The organism is Pseudofulvibacter geojedonensis (genome assembly GCF_042675745.1).
Classification (GTDB): domain Bacteria; phylum Bacteroidota; class Bacteroidia; order Flavobacteriales; family Flavobacteriaceae; genus Pseudofulvibacter; species Pseudofulvibacter geojedonensis.
Genome location: NZ_JBHTJM010000010.1, coordinates 141,405 through 159,741 on the forward strand (window position 1 = coordinate 141,405; position 18,337 = coordinate 159,741).

The 18,337-nt window shown below is 29.3% G+C and carries 14 protein-coding genes; 9 read left to right on the forward strand and 5 right to left on the reverse strand.

Annotated elements, in window-relative coordinates:
* Positions 1-267: 267 nt before the first annotated feature.
* The 4 genes from ACFQ1O_RS12565 to ACFQ1O_RS12580 all read left to right on the forward strand — a co-directional run bounded on the left by ACFQ1O_RS12565 (position 268) and on the right by ACFQ1O_RS12580 (position 5,675).
* Entirely contained in the window at positions 268-2,835 is a 2,568-nt protein-coding gene (locus tag ACFQ1O_RS12565; RefSeq protein ID WP_377716382.1) for a DUF6923 family protein, read from the forward strand.
* A gap of 124 nt (positions 2,836-2,959) precedes the next feature.
* Positions 2,960-3,361: a response regulator gene (locus ACFQ1O_RS12570; protein ID WP_377716383.1), complete on the forward strand. Its 402-nt coding sequence runs from the start codon at positions 2,960-2,962 to the stop codon at positions 3,359-3,361.
* 12 nt (positions 3,362-3,373) lie between these two features.
* The gene (locus ACFQ1O_RS12575; protein ID WP_377716384.1) at positions 3,374-3,910 is read left to right on the forward strand and encodes a heme NO-binding domain-containing protein; all 537 of its coding nucleotides are present in this window, start codon (positions 3,374-3,376) and stop codon (positions 3,908-3,910) included.
* A gap of 34 nt (positions 3,911-3,944) precedes the next feature.
* Entirely contained in the window at positions 3,945-5,675 is a 1,731-nt protein-coding gene (locus tag ACFQ1O_RS12580) for a sensor histidine kinase (RefSeq protein ID WP_377716385.1), read from the forward strand.
* Between the two features lie 103 nt (positions 5,676-5,778).
* Here the strand turns inward: ACFQ1O_RS12580 and ACFQ1O_RS12585 are convergent, their stop codons facing one another.
* The gene (locus ACFQ1O_RS12585; RefSeq protein ID WP_377716386.1) at positions 5,779-6,510 is read right to left on the reverse strand and encodes a glycosyltransferase; all 732 of its coding nucleotides are present in this window, start codon (positions 6,508-6,510) and stop codon (positions 5,779-5,781) included.
* A gap of 166 nt (positions 6,511-6,676) precedes the next feature.
* Between ACFQ1O_RS12585 and ACFQ1O_RS12590 the strand changes: the two genes are divergently transcribed.
* The 4 genes from ACFQ1O_RS12590 (at position 6,677) to ACFQ1O_RS12605 (ending at position 13,631) form a co-directional block, all read left to right on the forward strand.
* Complete coding sequence (locus tag ACFQ1O_RS12590; protein WP_377716387.1) at positions 6,677-9,724, forward strand: 6-pyruvoyl-tetrahydropterin synthase-related protein; 3,048 nt, start codon at positions 6,677-6,679, stop codon at positions 9,722-9,724.
* The gene (locus ACFQ1O_RS12595) at positions 9,717-10,685 is read left to right on the forward strand and encodes a hypothetical protein (protein ID WP_377716388.1); all 969 of its coding nucleotides are present in this window, start codon (positions 9,717-9,719) and stop codon (positions 10,683-10,685) included. The genes ACFQ1O_RS12590 and ACFQ1O_RS12595 overlap by 8 nt, the downstream gene beginning before the upstream one ends.
* Entirely contained in the window at positions 10,675-12,300 is a 1,626-nt protein-coding gene (locus ACFQ1O_RS12600) for a glycoside hydrolase family 2 TIM barrel-domain containing protein (RefSeq protein WP_377716389.1), read from the forward strand. The genes ACFQ1O_RS12595 and ACFQ1O_RS12600 overlap by 11 nt, the downstream gene beginning before the upstream one ends.
* 140 nt (positions 12,301-12,440) lie before the next feature.
* On the forward strand, positions 12,441-13,631 hold the full coding sequence (locus ACFQ1O_RS12605; RefSeq protein ID WP_377716390.1) for a glycosyltransferase: 1,191 nt from the start codon (positions 12,441-12,443) through the stop codon (positions 13,629-13,631).
* 507 nt (positions 13,632-14,138) lie between these two features.
* Here the strand turns inward: ACFQ1O_RS12605 and ACFQ1O_RS12610 are convergent.
* A complete protein-coding gene (locus ACFQ1O_RS12610) occupies positions 14,139-15,371 on the reverse strand; it encodes an oligosaccharide flippase family protein (RefSeq protein ID WP_377716391.1) in 1,233 nt (410 codons plus the stop codon).
* Positions 15,372-15,373: 2 nt separating this feature from the next.
* The gene (locus ACFQ1O_RS12615; RefSeq protein ID WP_377716392.1) at positions 15,374-15,673 is read right to left on the reverse strand and encodes an STAS domain-containing protein; all 300 of its coding nucleotides are present in this window, start codon (positions 15,671-15,673) and stop codon (positions 15,374-15,376) included.
* Between the two features lie 142 nt (positions 15,674-15,815).
* Here ACFQ1O_RS12615 and ACFQ1O_RS12620 point away from each other — a divergent pair, with 142 nt between their 5' ends.
* The gene (locus ACFQ1O_RS12620; protein WP_377716393.1) at positions 15,816-17,300 is read left to right on the forward strand and encodes a tetratricopeptide repeat protein; all 1,485 of its coding nucleotides are present in this window, start codon (positions 15,816-15,818) and stop codon (positions 17,298-17,300) included.
* Here the strand turns inward: ACFQ1O_RS12620 and ACFQ1O_RS12625 are convergent.
* Together ACFQ1O_RS12625 and ACFQ1O_RS12630 are read right to left on the reverse strand one after the other, a co-directional pair.
* The gene (locus ACFQ1O_RS12625) at positions 17,297-18,007 is read right to left on the reverse strand and encodes a LytR/AlgR family response regulator transcription factor (RefSeq protein ID WP_377716880.1); all 711 of its coding nucleotides are present in this window, start codon (positions 18,005-18,007) and stop codon (positions 17,297-17,299) included. The genes ACFQ1O_RS12620 and ACFQ1O_RS12625 overlap by 4 nt on opposite strands.
* Positions 18,007-18,327 (reverse strand): Hpt domain-containing protein, encoded by a 321-nt coding sequence (locus ACFQ1O_RS12630; protein WP_377716394.1) that lies wholly within the window; start codon positions 18,325-18,327, stop codon positions 18,007-18,009. The genes ACFQ1O_RS12625 and ACFQ1O_RS12630 overlap by 1 nt, the downstream gene beginning before the upstream one ends.
* Positions 18,328-18,337: the final 10 nt, after the last annotated feature.

Consider the following 18,337-nt stretch of genomic DNA (forward strand, 5'->3'; position numbering starts at 1 on the left):
AGAAGATTTGACGTATGCGCCTAAAGAAGTTTACACTGCTTTAGCATTTTTTTATGAGGTTGCAATCAGTCAAATCCTTCCTCTGGTTTTTAATTAGACAGCAAAAGTAATTAAAAGTATGATAGTTACAAAAGCAATTAGTTCTAAAATTATTCGTCGACATTTTTTATGTCATTCGTCGATAGCAGTTTAGGATTAAACTAAAAAAAAGAATAGTAGCCATAACAAAAAATATCTTTGAAGCATACAAACTAAAAAAGATTTGTTATGAAAATTAAATTTACTCTACTTATTAGTTTATTTGCGTTGTTTTTTACAACAGATAATCATGCACAATCAACTCCGTTTAATTGTGATTATTATGCTTATTTATTTCAGTTTAATGATGTTTATTCGATAGATTTAGCTTCGGGAAATTCTTTTTTAGTAGCTGCAGATGTAACTCCGGGTAATATTAATGGAGCAGGTTATAATGCAGCAGATGGGTATATATGGGGATCACTAAAAACACCTACACATACAATTGTTAAAATTGGAAAGGATTTTGAAGTAAGTACATATGAGCTTCCAACTTTACCATTTAATAATGCCTATATAGGAGATATTGCACCAGATGGTATTTATTATCTTAAAAATGGAGGAACAACCTATGCAATGATAGATTTAAATCCAGCGTCACCAACTTACTTAACACATCTAGGAAATGGAACATTGCCACAAAGTTTAACAATACATGATTGGGCATTTAATGCAGTAGATGGAAAATTATATACAGTAGAAAAGGCTTCAAATAAACTTTATAGAATAGATATTTCTACTAATGCAGTTGAAGACTTAGGCGAAGTGCCAATAATGTCTGGCAATAATTACACTTATGGTGCAGTTTATTTTGATTTGGCGGGTAATTTTTATGTTTCATCTAATCAAACAGGTACTATTTATATTGTTAATGACGTAGCTAATATTAGCGCAGGAGGACCAATTAGTTCAAACTTGTTTGCTTTTGGACCTTCTAGTTCAAGTAATGATGGGGCAAGATGTCCTACGGCTCCGGTGCCAGTAGAAGATTGTACAAATGGTACAGATGATGATGGTGATGGGTTAGTTGATTGTGATGATCCTTCATGTTCTGGGGTAGAAGCTTGTCCGGTAATAGAGCCTACTTCTGGAGGTGATAATGGTGGATTAGAAAGTAATAATCGTTTGGCAGAAAAAATAAATAAACGTAACTACGATCGAATAAGAACAGGATATCAATTTGATAAAACCTCGGCAAGAAGGTTACAAAGAGCTAACAATTACGCAATGAGCTCGTCTAATAACAGTTTTGCTCTAGAAGATTTAATTCCGTTAGAGATTATAGGAGAAGAAGAAGCTATAGAGTCAACACCAACAGATTTAGTAGCTATAACAAACGCAACAGATATTTTATCTGTAGATTATGAATATAACAACGAAACTATAGCTACAATTATGGCTATAAAATCAGAAAACGGAGTTTACGAACACACTAAAACTATTTGTGATAGGTTATTAGGAGCTGAATTGTTATCGGTATCTACAATTCAAATAAGAGAGCATAACTTTATCAAGTCTATTATAAAAAATACAGAAGGGCAAATGGAGTTTACGTTGAGTTTTTCTGCATATGTTGATACATCAGATGCTTTTAAGTTAGAATGTCATTGGAATTTAGATAGATATGAATCGGCTGGGGAGTATTATAATTTTCAAATTTGGGCAAATTCTGTAGATAAATTATTAGCGTTAGGGAATGAGGTAGTTAATTTATTAGAGGTTTATAAACCAATTGAATCGTATAATTTATCAACACCACCTCCAGTATATATTAAGAAGGGTAGATACGAAAATGGACAATTACATTTAGATGTAGCTAATGTTAATCAAACAGAACAAATTTGGTTTGATGCAGGATATAAGACCTCAGAAACGAGCGGATTAGATACAATGTCTACTGTTTTAGATTTAAATCAAAACTTCTTATCAACAATTAATATCGAAACAGGTCAGGTTTTTGATATAGGATTTAGAATTGGAGATGGTATTCAAACTCCAGATGATGTATTTATGTCAGACGGACCTTGGGGGGTAGACGATTTTGCTAACTCTACTTCGGTTAATTCTTATTCAGTATCACAAAACACATCGTTAGTTTCTGCTGGTGAAAAGCGTATAGAACGAAATGTTATGTTATCTGCCGAAACATCTGAATATGTTTCATTATATAAGGCATTTACACCTAGATTTAAAGCAGTTGACATTACAGATTTTAACAGTTTGTCTTTTATGGCAAAAGGAACTGGTATTTTAGATGTTAGATTTGTAAAAAAAGGAATTGTAGATTGGAATGATCAATATAAATATAGTATTGCGTTAAATAATACCTTAACAGAACATACCATTAATTTTGATGAATTTGCATCTCAAATAGGAGGTACACCAACTTTTGATGATGTGGTAACTCTAGTGTTTACAATGGAGGCAAATGGTAATTTACAGGAAAAACAACTAAACATAGAGAATATAAAACTGAAAACTGTATTTGGCTCTCTTGGAGTGGCTGATTCGAATCAATTACAAAGTAGTGTATTGTATTATAACAATGCATTGCATTTATCATCTAAAACTAAAGAATCTGCAAGGATAGCCATTGTAGATATTACTGGAAAAATTGTAATGAATGACTCGTTTACTTTACAACCAGGAAACAATGTTTATAGACTAGATAAAATCAGTTTACCTACAGGCTTGTATTTAGTTAAAGTTAGTACAAATTCGTTAGAATATGATATAATAAAAATAACAACACAATAAAAAGCCATTTATCTATAGATAATAGCTATTCGTCTACACTTTTACGTTACTCACCGAAGTAGACGGTTGATTTAGCTTTTAATTTAGATATTATAAGTTGCTTTTAATTAAAATTCCCAATTTTATGAAGTTAAATATATTACTTGTTGAAGACGATGAGTTAGAAGCTATGAAGTTTAACCGAGCGTTGAATAAACTCGGTTTTTCTCATACTATAACTAGAGCTAAAAATGGCGAAGAAGCCCTTAATTTAGCTAAGGATAAAAAACCGAACCTAATTCTTCTAGATTTAAATATGCCAAAAATGAATGGTTTAGAGTTTTTATCAATTTTAAAATCTGATGACAACCATAAGTTCATTCCAATAATTATTTTTTCTACATCCAATAATCAGGTAGATATGTTGCAAGCCTATAAAATAGGTGTTGCAGGATATATAGTAAAACCACTAGACTACAAAGATTATGTAGAGCAAATAAAACGAATAATAGATTATTGGACCATAAATGAACTTGTAATTAAATAAGTTGTAAACGAAATGAAAGGAATTGTATTTACGGAATTTTTAGAGATGGTAGAACAAAAGTTTGGCCTAGATGTTTTAGACTCTATTTTAGAAACATCAGATTTAAAGTCTAACGGAATATATACTGCAGTAGGTACATATGATTTTAAAGAAATGGTAGCTTTAATTACTAGTTTAAGTAAACAAACTAATATTGAAGTACCAACTTTAATACATGCTTATGGAGTTTATTTTTTTGATGTATTAGTAAAGAGTTACCCTAACATATTTGATTACTATACAACTGCTTTTGATCTTTTAGCTGGTATAGAAAAACATATTCATGTTCAAGTAAGAAAAATATATCCAGATGCAGAATTGCCTTATTTTATTGTTCATGAAGAGATGCAAAATAAATTAGTACTAGAATATCAGTCAGATAGAGCCATGTATGGTTTTGCTTTAGGGTTAATGGAAAGGACTTTAGAGCATTATCAAGAAGTTGCTTCAATTAACTATAAATTGCTAGATGCTACAGGCACAAACGTCATGTTTACAATAACGAAATAACTTACAGTTCTTTTTTTTATATTTGGGTACTTACATGAGCGAAAACCAAGTAAAAATATTAGAACGAGCTCTAGATCGAGCTAAAAAAGCCCGTAAACAAGCTGAACAAATATTAGAGCAGAAATCATTAGAGTTGTATGAAACTAATCAAAAGTTAGAATCAGCTAATAAAATGATGGAGGCCTTGTTAGATGATAGCTCATCTCAAATGAATATCATTTTTGAGAATTCTTCTTTGGGTATCTTTTTGTCGAGTAAAAAGACATTAGTAAAAACCAACCAAGCATTGAGCGATCTATTAGGATATTCTAAAGCAGAGTTCTCTCAGTTAACTATAAACGATGTTTCTTTTAAAGAAGATTTAGAAGAAACTTATAAAGTTTTAGATTATTTAGAAAAAGGAGAAATAAATAAATTTTCGGGTAAAAAGCGTTTTAAGAAAAAAAATGGAGATACAATAATTTGTAATGTCAATTTAAATTCAATAAGAAAACCAAACGGAGAAGTTAAGTACTTAGTTGCATTATTAGAAGATGTAACATTAAAAAGTAGGCAGGCTAGAATGTTAAAACTTCTAAACGAGCTATCTGTTTCAATATTAGGAAAAACTAGTTTAGAAGAAATATCTTGGGAAATAGCCAAAAAAGTGTCAGGGTTTTTAAAACTAGAAGACTGCGTAATTTACGCTGTTAATGAAATTGATAAAAAACTATACCAGGTAGCTACTTATGACAATAAGTTAGATAATGAAAACCAAATCATCAATCCGATTGTAATCGATTTTGGCGAAGGAATAGTAGGGACAGTTGCTCTTAAGGGTAAACCTGAGTTAATTAACGATACATCAAAAGATTCTAGGTATATAGAAGATGATATCAAAAGATATTCAGAGTTAGCAGTTCCAATTTTAGCCAACAATAAAGTGATTGGGGTAATAGACTCAGAACACTCTAGGAAAAATTATTTTAACAAGGAACATTTAGATGTATTTACAAATGTTGCAAATTTAGCAGCAGCTCAATTTAATAGTGTAATTTCTTTAAATAAAGAGAGAAGTTTAGATAAAGAGCGATTAGTTTTACTAGAAAATCTAGAGCATAGAAACGAAGAGTTGAAAAATTTTGCCCATGTGGTTTCTCATGATTTAAAGTCGCCTTTGCGAAGTATGAATGCTTTAATTAATTGGATACTTGAAGACAATGATAATGGCTTAGGGTTCGATTTAAATACAAGAAATAACTTTAGCATGCTGCTAAAGAAAATAGATAAGATGGACCATTTAATAAATGGGATCTTAAAATATGCAAGCATAGGTAAAACTACCAATGAATTTCAAGATGTAAATACCCACGAGTTAATTGAAGATATTATAGATGTAATTCACATACCTAATCACATTACCGTTCGTATTAAAAATAACTTACCAGTATTATATATTGAAAAGTTTAAACTGCAACAACTGTTTCAAAACTTAATTGTAAACGCAATTAAATACAACGATAAAGAAATCGGTATTGTTGAGATTGGTGTTGAAGAAGGGGAAGACTCTTATACTTTTTCGGTTTCAGACAATGGTATTGGGATTGATAAAAAATACCACACAAAAATATTTGAAGTTTTTGAAACTCTTGACAATACTTCTGAAGATTCTACAGGAATAGGTTTATCTATAGTGCATAAAATAGTAAATATGTATCACGGAAAATTGTGGTTAGAAAGTGAGTTAGGTTTAGGTACTACTTTCTATGTAAAATTTCCTAAATAAAAAGGCCTCTACTAAACTCAGGATTGCATACCAAGTAATAATAAAGACCTTTTTGATTTCTTTATGAGGTAAGAGAAATCGACATTAGGTTAAGTAATATGATTTAAAAGCTATAGGTATACCATACTTGAATAATTTTAAACGGAATTTGAACACTATCTTTTATTGTTAATTTCGAATCGTCTACATGATTCCATTTGTTTAGAGGTTGCTCTTTAATATGATCCATTAAATTCTTGTCAGAAAAATGATATTTTAATCTGTAAAATTGTTCTACATCAAATAACCATCTAGTTTTAAAAGTAGAATTATACATTACAGGAACGTATTGTGATCTAAATACTTTAGCACCACATTGTGTATCTTTAATAGGTAATTGAAGGATTAATTGAATAAACTTCATTATAATGGTAGAAAATAATTTTCTTAACGGATTTCGTTCAATGTTATTTGTTCCACAGTTTCTAGATCCAAAAACCATTATTAATTTTCTGTCAGACTTTAAGCTTTCTAATAATTCATTAAAATCTTCAAAATCAGTAGAAAGATCAGCATCTAGGTAGCCTATATATCCTATATTAGTATTTTGATGTAAATAATTAGCACCATCTCTAATTGCTGCTGCTTTACCTTCGTTTAAAGATTTATCTATAATGCTAACTCTAGACTTGTAATCTTCTTTTAGCGACTGAAGAACTTCTACAGTGTTATCTGAACTGCCATCGTTTACAAAACATAAATTAAAACTTTTAAAACGTTCAAGACAAAGTCTAAATGCTCTTAAGTTTAATCTTTTTTCTTCGTTGTAACAAGGGATTATGATACCTACTTTCATAACTGTTGATTTTTGATTACAATTCAAAAGTAGAAGAGATAAACGCCTTGAAATGGTTAAAATCGGTGAGTGATGTACAATCTGTCGATGAACGGTAGGGCTAAATAGGTTAGTATTTTAAAAACCATTCGTACCTTTATATCATCGATTTAACGAAAGTATTATAGTGAAAAGTTTAACAAGTAAATATTTAATAATAGCATTGGGCCTAGGAATATTATTTCATGGTACTGCTATGTTTTTTACATTAGAAGAAACCTATGATGCACTTATACACTTGTTTTTTGCAGAGCATTATGCAAGTAACTGGAGTGAACCTTGGTCGTATAAATGGTATACGGGTTTTACAGTTATGGGGTACCCCCCATTAGTACATCAATTATTAGCTCTACTGTCATTTATAGCAGGACTTAAATTTGCATTGTTTACTTTTACATTACTGCTAATAATACTATTTATTACAGGAGTGTACCGATTTAGCTTAGTACTTACTAAAAATACTAAATATGCAGGTTTTGCTGCAGTTTTTTGTGTATTCTCATCTGTATATATAGAAACATTACATGTATTTGGGCAATTGCCAACACTTATGGGAGTTTCATTACTCTTGCACGTTATTCCAGAAGTGTATAATTGGGTAATAACTCATAAGAAACGTTATTTAATTAGCTCATTACTACTAATGGCAGTAATGGTATGTTCCCATCATGTGACTCCTATTTTCGGAATGGTGTTTTTTATATTTCCAACATTGGGTTTAGCTATTTTAGACAAAGCAAAATCTAATACAGGGTCTTATAAAGAGGTGAAACTAATGCACTTTATTAAAACATTATGGGGGTCGATTAAACAAATTATAGGTTTTGGTTTAGGCTCTTTAATTTTATTAATTGGTTGTATACTTCCCTATTGGATTAATACAAAAAATAACCCTATTACTCAGGTGCCAATACCTCATGGATCTCGAGATAATTTTTTAGAAGTATTGTCCTCTGGGTTGGTTTTTTTTATTATTCCATACGGTATAGTGATATGCCTATTGCCTTATATTCTGTATAGACTCTTTAGTAAGAGATTAATATGTTTTGGTTTGTCATTTTCTATGTTATTCCTATTAGGTACTGGCGGAACAACACCATTGCCTAAATTGCTGTTAGGCGAAAACGCATTTTCTATATTAACATTAGATAGATTTACTTTTTGGGCATCTATAATGAGCTTTCCTTTAGTAGGAGAGTTGTTTTACAGGTTGTTTAAATCGGATTATAAATCGTATTTAAGAAAACAAATAGGAAAAATTTATTATTTCGGAATGGTTGTTTCTATAGGAGCTATTATTGCTTTTTTTGCAGTATTTACCACAAACATAGGAAAGTTTAGACCATCTCAGCCTCAAGCTATAAAAATGCTACCTATAGTAAATTTCTTAAATCAGGATATGCATTACAAATGGCGATATTTAACCTTGGGATTTGGAGATCAAATGGCTTGGTTGTCATCGCAAACAAATGCTTTAACTGTAGATGGAAATTATCATTCAGCTAGACGATTACCAGAGTTAACAACAAAAGCGGTTGAAAGATTAGAAAACTCTAAATTTAGAGGAATAGAAGGAATAGGATCATTACAACAGTTTTTATCGAATTCTAATAAGTTTCATTTAAAGTATGTTTTTTCTAATGATAAATTTTACGATCCTATTTTGTTTTTTACAGGTTGGGAAAAACTAGTAGTATTAGAAAATAACATAGTAGTTTGGGAGAAACAAAATATAGATCCGTTGCCAACACTTTTGCCAAGAATAGATGTAGCTGATTTTCAAAAAATAATATGGTCTTTCATTCCAATTTCAATGCTTATAATGTTGTTGTTGTGGACCTTATTGCGATATATGTTTTTTCCTAAATTAACGGATACTTTACCTAATGTTAAGCCAACAAGTTTAAGTTTTGTAAAGCCTATGCGAATATGGAATTTAATTGTTTTTCTAACTGTTATATGGTTTATGCAATCATCGTTTAAAACTTATGGTATACAAAATACACCAGAACATGTTGTTAAGCATTATTACGATGCTTTAGATTTTAATTTTTTTGAAAAAGCCCATAGTTATTTAGATATGCAATCTCATAAAACATTAGATCAGTTTATGCTAGAAATAGCAGTTTCTGATGGGGTACTCAGTTCCTATGCTAAATTAGATAGTATTGTTGTTAAAGAATTAAATAGAAAAGGAGATACTTGTATAGTTAAAGCACAAACTAAATGGATAACTCCTCTAGAAAGTATAGATAAAACAGAAGAGTTTAAAACAATAAAAAGGAAAGACAAATGGTATATTATTCCCAAAGAGCCTTCAAAGTATATTCCATCTAATCAATTTTTTGATACGCCTAAGGTAGAATATTACAACCAAGGAAGGAGGAAAATAACCACTCAACAAACACACCATGAGGATATATTACCCCAGCCAGTGGTATATGTTTTAAATGCTTCATTAATACAAAAAGATAGTGCCTATCATGTAATAGGAGAGATTCAGAATTTAGATTATTTTCCTGCATCTATTCAGGTTAAAGCAGAGTTATACGATGGTTCAAATAATCTGCTAGCCTCTTTTTCACCCAAATTTCAATCAAAATATAATTTAAGCCCTTATGAGGTAGTGCCGTTTAAAATAGATTTTGAAGAAATTGCTTGGTTAACAACCAATAAAAGTTCAGAAAGTTTTAACCCTCAAGAGTTTCATCCTAAAGAATTTAAAACGATCCCAAATCATTTCGTAATACATGTATCGTCTACCGTATCTACTAAGAATCTATATAATGCGGTTCAGATAAGTGCTGTTCAACAATCTGATAATCAAAATATCATTGGTGAGTTGTATAATTCTGGCAACAAAGAGGTTACAATACCTCAAATATTAATTAGTTATAAAGAGGCGTCTAGGCTTAGGTGGGTAGATCATGCTTTTGTAAAAACAAGTATTAGACCTCATAGAAAAGTAGATTTTTTAATTAAACCAAAATTAGTTACAGATATTAAGGTATTAAAATCAACAACAAAAGATTGCTTTATAAATGGTATGCCCAATAACGAAATAGAATATATTAAAGATTTGTCAGTTAACAGGTTAGAAAGTACTTTAGATAAAAATGTTATACAGAATAACAATATTCAGCTAAAGGTTAATAATTTTATAGGGAATGATTAGACTATTTATACTCTTCTTTTTTTTAATAGTAACCTTAGTATCTTGCAATAAGGTTCAAAAAGCTGATTCAATAAAAATAAGTTCTCTTCCAGTTGTAAAATATATAGGAGAACCTATAGATACTGTTTTAGCTTCATCTCCGGTTGTTATTAAATATACAATTAATAATAAGATAGAAGGCATTACCTTAGAGGTATCAAATAGTTTGTCTAGTACATTAGTACTACCAAAGAAGAACAAAGCAGGTATATTAGAATACTTTATTGATGAAATGTACACGCAAAAAGCTGGTGTTTTGAGTTGCAATTTGGTGCATAAAGGACAGATTTTGGACACTAAGCAAATAACAATTTTACCCCAAAAAAAAACAATCAACTTAGAAACTTACTTGGGGCCTTCTTATATTTCTACCTTACCTAATGATTATGCAATGTTGGTATCTATTCCGTTTGATAAGTATGACAATCCAAATATGAAGCCTCTACAAGTTCAAACTTTAAACAATACCATCTTAAAAGAACAAGATCCTATAGCAGTAGATATTGTGAATTATGATATTATTCCCAGCAAGAAAAAATCGGGTAAATTATTTATAAAGGTTAAAAATGAAGATATTTCATCTAAGAGATTAGAACTTGCAATAAGACCATCTTTTGCTCAAAATTTTATGATTGAGTACAGGCAAAATAATAATATAGCAGATGGAAAAGAACTTACAAGTGTAACAACAAGTCAAATAAAAGATGTATACGGAAATGTTATAGCAAACGGAAGTTTGGTTAGGTTTAGAATTCAAGACGCAAATACATCATATTTTGGGTATGCTAAAACTATAAACGGAGTAGCTGTTTATAAAATGGTTCATCCTAAAAAGCCAAAATCAATTTCTATCCAAGCTTTTATTGAAGGATTTGCTAAAAGCAATTATATAGAATTAAATTACGTAGCCCATGTTTTTTAACACTAAATACACAAAACGGTTATTAGCCATAATTGCATTTGTACTAGTTAGCTTATTACTTTTTGGATTGTTAGGAAAAGTATATTACGAGTTTAATTCTGGAGCAGATAGAAAACCCATATCATTAAATATTACTGAGGTATCTGATTACAATCCTAAAATTAAAATAGATACTTCCGATTTAAAAGGGCGTCGTTTAACACCAATATTAATTAAAAATATAATTCGAGATTATGTAAGGTCATGGCAAGTAAAACAATTGGCTTTTAAAACGTATGACCATGAGTTGTTGAGTGATTATTATACAGATTCATTACAAGTAAAATTAAAAGATCAGTTAGTAAATAATGAGAAAAAGGGTATTAGTAATGAGTTTGGTACATTATCACATAATTTAAATTTTAAACTTTTTTCTGCAGACGGACAATTTATATATTTAGAAGATAATGCTGTTCCACAGTATAATTCAATTTATAAGCGAGATACATTTGTTGTTCAGACTCAGTCTGTAGATTCATATAAAGTAATACTGCTCTTAGAAGATGGTTTTTGGAGGGTTCGTCACATTCAAAAAAGTAATTCTGAACTTACTCAGAATAATGAAGTACATGCTAAAAAAATAAATATTAAACCCATAAAAGGAATTAATTATTATTCACAAAAAACACCTTGGTTTAAATTTTGGGAAAACTTTAATGTTAATGTAGTTAGCAAGGATTTTGAGAAAATTAATTCTTTAGGACTGAATACAATTAGAGTGTTTATTCCATATGAACAGTTTGGTAAAGGTAAAGTGCATATTGATAAGCTTGAAAAATTAAAATTATTACTCGATATAGCACATGCCAAAAAGCTTCAAGTAATTGTTACTTTTTTTGATTTTTATTCCAATTATGAAGTAAGCCAATATGCTACTTGTTTATCTCATGTTGAGCAAATAATAAAAGAAATAAAGAACCACCCTGCTGTTATTCAGTATGATATAAAAAATGAACCTGATTTAGACTTCAAAGCAAGGGGTAATATGCGTGTTTTAAATTGGTTAAATTTCATGTCCTACCAAATTAAACAATTAGACATGTCTACACCAATAACTATAGGTTGGAGTAATATAAAAAGTGCTCATAATCTTAAAAATAAGGTAGATTGTGTTTCATTTCATTATTACGATGACCCCGAGGCACTTAAAGATCAGTATGAAACTTTACAAAAAGAAACTAATAAGCCAATAATTATTCAAGAATTTGGTAAACATAGTTATAACTCTTTTTGGTTTCCATTTAGTCAATCAGAGTACAGCCAGGCTAAATATTATAAAAGTATGCAACAACAATTTAAAAATTTAAATATAACTAATTATTTAAGTTGGACTTTGTATGATTTTCCTGAAATAGATACTCAAGTATTTGGGCGGCTTCCACATAAAAGCAATCCTCAAAAGAATTATGGTTGTATTGATGTAAATGGTAAATTAAAATTGTCGAGCCATTATTTAACTAATTCAGAATCAGAAATAGATGTCCCACTATTTAAACGACTTAATTGGTTTTATTGTTTTATTGTGATTGTACTCATTAGTATTACTATTGTTTGGGTTCTTAAGAAAAAGCTGTAAGCTAGTAATATAATTTTATCATATAACATACGATGCTACTACCATTCATCTACACTAATAATGCATCTAACGAAATTAAACTGTTTTTTTTAGCAACTGCTTGTACTTTTAATCTGTAGAAACCCTTTAAAGAGTGTAATATGAAAATTGGTATAGTGACATCTTTTCCGCCTAGTAAGGTTACATTAAATGAATATGCTTATCATTTAGTTAAAAATTTTGTAGAAAAAGAAGAGATAGAGGAAGTTGTATTGTTCTGTGACAAAACAAAAGAAAAGAAGGTTTTAGATTTTCCATACTCAGAAAAAGTAACTATTGTAGAGTGTTGGAAGTTTAATTCGTATACATCGTTATTTAGAATTTTAAAATCTATTAAATCACAAGGCCCAAGCCATGTGTTGTTCAATCTTCAGTTTATGAAGTTTGGCGATAAAAAAGTGGTAGCAGCATTAGGATTATTGGCTCCTATGTTAACAAGGTTGTTAGGGGTAAAGAACACAGTTTTAATACATAATATATTAGAAACAGTAGATTTATCTAGTGCGGGCTTTACTAATAATCCAATTTTAAAAGGGGTATATAATACAATTGGTTATGTTCTAACTAAACTAATTTTGTGTGCAAATCAGGTTGCTGTTACAATACCTAAGTACAAACGAATTTTAGAGTCGAAATATAAAGCTGGTAATGTGGTACATATACCTCATGGTACATTTGAAATACCAGAACTACCAAATTATAAAGTTAAGAAAGGAACAAAACAAGTAATGGCTTTTGGAAAGTTTGGTACATACAAAAAAGTTGAAACTCTAATAGAAGCTGTAAAACGTGTTAGGCAGCGTATAAGAGAAGATATAGAAGTAGTAATTGCAGGTACTAGTAATCCTAACACACCAAATTATTTGAAAAATGTACAAGAGCAGTATAAGCATTTAGATTTTATACGTTTCACTGGTTATGTAGAAGAAGAAGATGTACAAACCATTTTTAATGAAGCGGCAATTGTAGCCTTTCCATATACATCTACCACAGGGAGTTCTGGTGTTTTACACCAGGCAGGAAGTTATGGTAAAGCAACAATACTACCCAATATAGGAGATCTAAAAGAACTCATAACAGACGAGGGATATACAGGAGAGTTTTTTAACCCTTTAAATGTAGAAAGCCTAGCTAATGCTATACAGGTTTTAGTACTAAATGATGTTAAAAGAATTCAAATAGGTAAACAAAATTATCGCGCAGCTACAGCTTATCCAATGTCAAAAATTTGTGATAAGTATATAGAAGTATTTAATAATGACAATTTAATAGCAGAGGTTGCAACACTTTAAATGTTTTTATTGATAGTATTTAATGCGTAATGTATACTCACAAGCCAGCTTTAAATTAATTTAAAGCTGGCTTCCTTATTTATTATAAATAAGAGTTTTTTGTAGTAAAACAATATTTATAATTTTTATTTCGATCAATCTTCTTTCTTATTAAAAATGTATAGATGAATTTTCTATTAGAGATATTTGGTTTGTAATACCTATTATAATCTATATGCTAAGTGTTTTTTTGATTCTATTCTTAGGAAATAGTTAGAAATATTAAACTACTTTTTTTGTAATGAAATAGGTTTAGTATAAGTCTTGTTTTAACTGATAATACATACCGTGTTTAGGTAAAAACCTCGTTTATTTTAAATAAACTGTATGAGTAGAAATTTTGTTAAGAATAAGTATTTTGCCTTTTCTTGATTAGCGTAAGTACTCTTAAAAAAAAGAAACTTAATATACGATCAAAATTTTTAATGATATAACAGTTACACTAGTAAAAGTTCTCCTGTATATTAGTTACTTCCTGCTAAAAAAATATGCTAATAATATAATTAGTAACACACTCATTATGGCAATTTGAACTTGAACAACTTGAGTTAAAGAGTTATGAAATAATGCTATTGAAACTAACTGAAGACTAGCAAAACCAAAGGCAAGAATAACTGGTTTGTATATAGACAATGATAAATAGTAATAGCAAAATAAATTTGCTAGAGCAAACAAAGAAGTGGCTAATGCATATTGGTAAAGTAACGGAGCCATTTCTATATAAGCTTCACCAAAAAATATAGAGATAATTAATTCTGGACAAATAGCACAGCCAACAACTAAAGCAGTTGTAATACATAAGATGCCTTTAAAGTATGGTAATAATATTATTTTGGGGTTTTTACCACTGTGTTTTGCCTCAATAACTTTGGGTATAAAAACCATAATAAGCATCCATATCATAAAATATACTACACGCCCTATTAAGGCTAAAGATGCATATAAACCAGCTTGATGGGCATCAAAGTAGTGTTTAACTAATAATATATCAGAATTGTTAATTATAATTTGTGTGCACTCATAAATACCTGTAAAACTTAAAAATGTAATAATGGGTTTAGTAATTGAACTTGATAGTTTAAATGAGTTGATAAGTAAAGACCATTTAAAACTATTTGGCCATAAGCCTGCGATAAAAGAGACTAATATACCGATGCTAACCGCTACAATTGGAGATAAAGAAGTTGTGAAAATTAATAAAAATGATATTACAAACCTAAACACCATTTCAGAAATATATGATATAGATAGTTTAATGAAATCTTGTTGCCCCTGATTTAAACCACGAGTAACACTCATTACAAAATATACTGGTATACCCATACCAAAGAAATAAAATACGGTAGGAGATTGTATTTTAAAAGTATTGGCTAGTGGAGTTGCAAAAAGAATAAAAAGAGCAGCAAATATAAACCCTAATCCAATAGCCCATTTGTAGAGATAACTTGTAAAGGCTATTTTGTTTTTTGTATTTAACTCAATAACATATTTAGTTGCAACTAATTGTATGGTCATTGCCAAGAAAGATAAAGCTAATAATAATGTTACTAAAAAAGCTATTTCTGAGAAAACAACAGGCCCCATAAGTCGTCCCATTAGTAAATTAAAAGCATAATTGCCAATATTTACCAATAGGACACTGAGGAAAAAAACATGAGAGCTACTCAGCTGTTTTCTAGCTATTTTAATAAGTGTTTGCATAATTATATAAAATCACTTTTAATGATATACTTCAAGCTGCTTTTTGCAATTTTGTCATTAATTTTAGCGTTTGTTTTGCCAACTACATACAATATTTTATTATTTCTAATTGCATTTTTATAGATGTCGTGTATTGCTTTAATACCTGAATAGTCAATACTAGAAAGTTTATCTAAGTTAATAATTATATCATTTTTTGTTGAAAGTAAAGCTTTGAAATAATTTTTTAAATTATTAGAATTTTCATTAACTAATTTTCCATTTACTTCATATATACCTTGGTTGTAATTGATTTGTAACATAATATAATCGTTGTTTGATTTGTATACTACAAAGATTTACTTTTTTACAACTTTAATTACTTATCTTTCGATAGAACGCAGGTTACTGTCGATTATTGAAAGCTTATTTCGTTGTAACTTGTAGCAATGCTAATCAATACGTATGAGTAAGTCATTTAAATTAATTTTAAGTTTATTGTTTTTTTGTTTCGTAAATGTTTTATGGTCTCAAAATGAAATAGATACGGGGTTTGAATTATTAGAAAAAGGTGAGTTTAAAAAAGCAGAACAGTTCTTTAAAAGTTACCTTAATAAATTTCCAGATAACCGTACAGCTCAATTGTGTTATGGCCGAGCAGTTGGGTTAAGTGGAAATCCTGAAAAAGCGCTGTCGATATTTGATATGTTGTTAGAGTTAGATCCAAAGAATATAGAGTTTTTAATAAACAAAGCAGAAGCTTATTTATGGTTAAAAAAGTATAAAGAAGGATTAAAGTCGTATGAGTTTATTATGACTTTAGATCCTAATAATCCTATTGTACATATGGGTTTAGCGAATTCTTATAGTAGTTTGAATCAATATAATAATGCTATAAAATACTATAAAAAATCACTGGCATTAAACAATACGATTCTTGGAACTAAGATAGGGTTGGCTTTTACTTATCATGCTAATAATGAAAATAAAAAGGCTCTTACTGTTATTGCAGAAATATTAGAAGTCAACCCGAATGAAGAAAATATAAAAAAGCTACAGTTAAAAATTAAGAAGCTATATAAGCCAGAAGTTTCACAGGATTTTAAACTGACTTTCGATAGTGGAGACAATAGTAATTTTCATTCAGAAACTAAGTTGAAGTATCCAATTAACACCAAACACAAAATAGGATTAACATATAGATATTCACACTTTAAAAATTCAATATCTCAAAATATAGCTAATCAAAATACATTTAATTTTGATTACTCAGTTAGTTTAAGAAATACTATTAAAGTGGTGTCTAATATAGGTTGTTTAATTTCTAGTTCAAATCAATCATATTCAGATTTCATATTTAAGCTTGGTTTAGAAACTAAGCCAAAGCATAATCAAAACTTAAATGTTTACATATCTAAAGAATACCATAATTTTAATGTTGATTTAATAAATTTAGACATTGCCCAATATCATGGTATTGTAAATTATCATTGGTTTACAAGGTCTAGAATAGGACTTTATGGTCAGTACATATATACACACCAAACAGACGAAAATTCTAGAAACTTAGGTTTCTTATCGTTATATTATTCATTTAATACAAAGCAATTAATAAAACTAGGACTTAATGGTAATTACATAAGTTTTAGTGAATCAAAACCACTTCAATACTTTAGTCCAGACTCGTATACTTTAGGAGAAATATTTGCAGAAACAAAAATAAAAAACAAAAGTAATAAACTTGAAATGATGATGTTAGCGGCTGTTGGTGTACAAATTTTCGATGCTAATTCTAGCCAGTCTACCTACAGGTTAGAGGCTAGTTTAGCTTATAAAGTTAAGGATAAATTTATAGCTAAATTATATGGTTCACATAGTAATATAGCGTCTAGTAATGCAGCTGGATTTGAGTTTTCATCTATAGGGTTAAATTTGTTATACAAATTTTAATTTAACCTATTTAAACGTTTGATTAATTCAGGCTTGTTTGATCGACTTACGGGAACGACGTCTTTTTTAATTAATACACTATTATCTTCAATATCTATAATTTCTTTTAAATTTATAATATAAGATCGGTGTACTTTAAGGAATAACTCTTGAGGTAACTTTTCCTCAATTTTTTTCATAGTTGTGTGTACTATATGATTTTTTTGATTGGTTTTAATATTGATGTAATCTCCTTTGGCTTGAATTAAATAAATGTCTGACATTAATATTTTTACTAAACGTCTATCAATATTTACATACAGTTCATTATTACCTTCTTCTTTAACTTCAGAATTGTTACCAGTAGTTGTTTTAGTAGTATTATAATCTATTTTAGTAACGGCCTTTATAAAGCGTGGAAATTTAATGGGTTTAACCAAATAATCTATAATGCATTTATATTCAAAAGCATTCAGAGCAAAATTACTGTCAGAAGTTGTTAATACAACATTTGATTGGTTGTGTAAACTATCAATAAAATCAAAGCCATTAAGCTCTGGCATATGAATATCTAAGAAAATTAAATCTACCTCATTGTTATTGATAAAAGTAATAGCATCTAATGCTTTACCAAACGAACCTATTACGTTTAAATGATCTATTTTATTACAATATCCTTCAATAATAACTCTTGCTAGTTCTTCATCATCAATAATAATACAATTCATCATAAACTTAAAGTGGTTAAATACGCTTCGATAGTAGCGAGTAATTCTTCAAAACTATCTTTTAAATCCAATTTATTATTTTTTAATTCAACTTCAAAATCTTGAGCTAATTTAAATCCTTCTTCTAAGTCTAATAAATTAATTTTGTGTTTTAATTTATGAATTATTAAAGCAGACTCCTGATATTTATTTTGCTCAAGATAGAAATAGTAATCTTGTTTTTCTTTTGGGAATTCCTGTTTAATAATGTCAATCATTTTTTTCTTAAAAACATCATCTCCGTCAGAAATTTCCTCGATTTTTTTTAAGTTAGGTCCCATAACGTAAATA

Coding starts and splice junctions, on each gene's coding strand:
- ACFQ1O_RS12630 (WP_377716394.1), bottom strand. CDS start 18,327: ATGGGACCTAACTTAAAAAAAATCGAGGAAATTTCTGACGGAGATGAT.
- ACFQ1O_RS12615 (WP_377716392.1), bottom strand. CDS start 15,673: ATGTTACAAATCAATTACAACCAAGGTATATATGAAGTAAATGGAAAA.
- ACFQ1O_RS12595 (WP_377716388.1), top strand. CDS start 9,717: ATGATTAGACTATTTATACTCTTCTTTTTTTTAATAGTAACCTTAGTA.
- ACFQ1O_RS12610 (WP_377716391.1), bottom strand. CDS start 15,371: ATGCAAACACTTATTAAAATAGCTAGAAAACAGCTGAGTAGCTCTCAT.
- ACFQ1O_RS12585 (WP_377716386.1), bottom strand. CDS start 6,510: ATGAAAGTAGGTATCATAATCCCTTGTTACAACGAAGAAAAAAGATTA.
- ACFQ1O_RS12565 (WP_377716382.1), top strand. CDS start 268: ATGAAAATTAAATTTACTCTACTTATTAGTTTATTTGCGTTGTTTTTT.
- ACFQ1O_RS12570 (WP_377716383.1), top strand. CDS start 2,960: ATGAAGTTAAATATATTACTTGTTGAAGACGATGAGTTAGAAGCTATG.
- ACFQ1O_RS12620 (WP_377716393.1), top strand. CDS start 15,816: ATGAGTAAGTCATTTAAATTAATTTTAAGTTTATTGTTTTTTTGTTTC.
- ACFQ1O_RS12580 (WP_377716385.1), top strand. CDS start 3,945: ATGAGCGAAAACCAAGTAAAAATATTAGAACGAGCTCTAGATCGAGCT.
- ACFQ1O_RS12605 (WP_377716390.1), top strand. CDS start 12,441: ATGAAAATTGGTATAGTGACATCTTTTCCGCCTAGTAAGGTTACATTA.
- ACFQ1O_RS12625 (WP_377716880.1), bottom strand. CDS start 18,007: ATGAATTGTATTATTATTGATGATGAAGAACTAGCAAGAGTTATTATT.
- ACFQ1O_RS12575 (WP_377716384.1), top strand. CDS start 3,374: ATGAAAGGAATTGTATTTACGGAATTTTTAGAGATGGTAGAACAAAAG.
- ACFQ1O_RS12600 (WP_377716389.1), top strand. CDS start 10,675: ATGTTTTTTAACACTAAATACACAAAACGGTTATTAGCCATAATTGCA.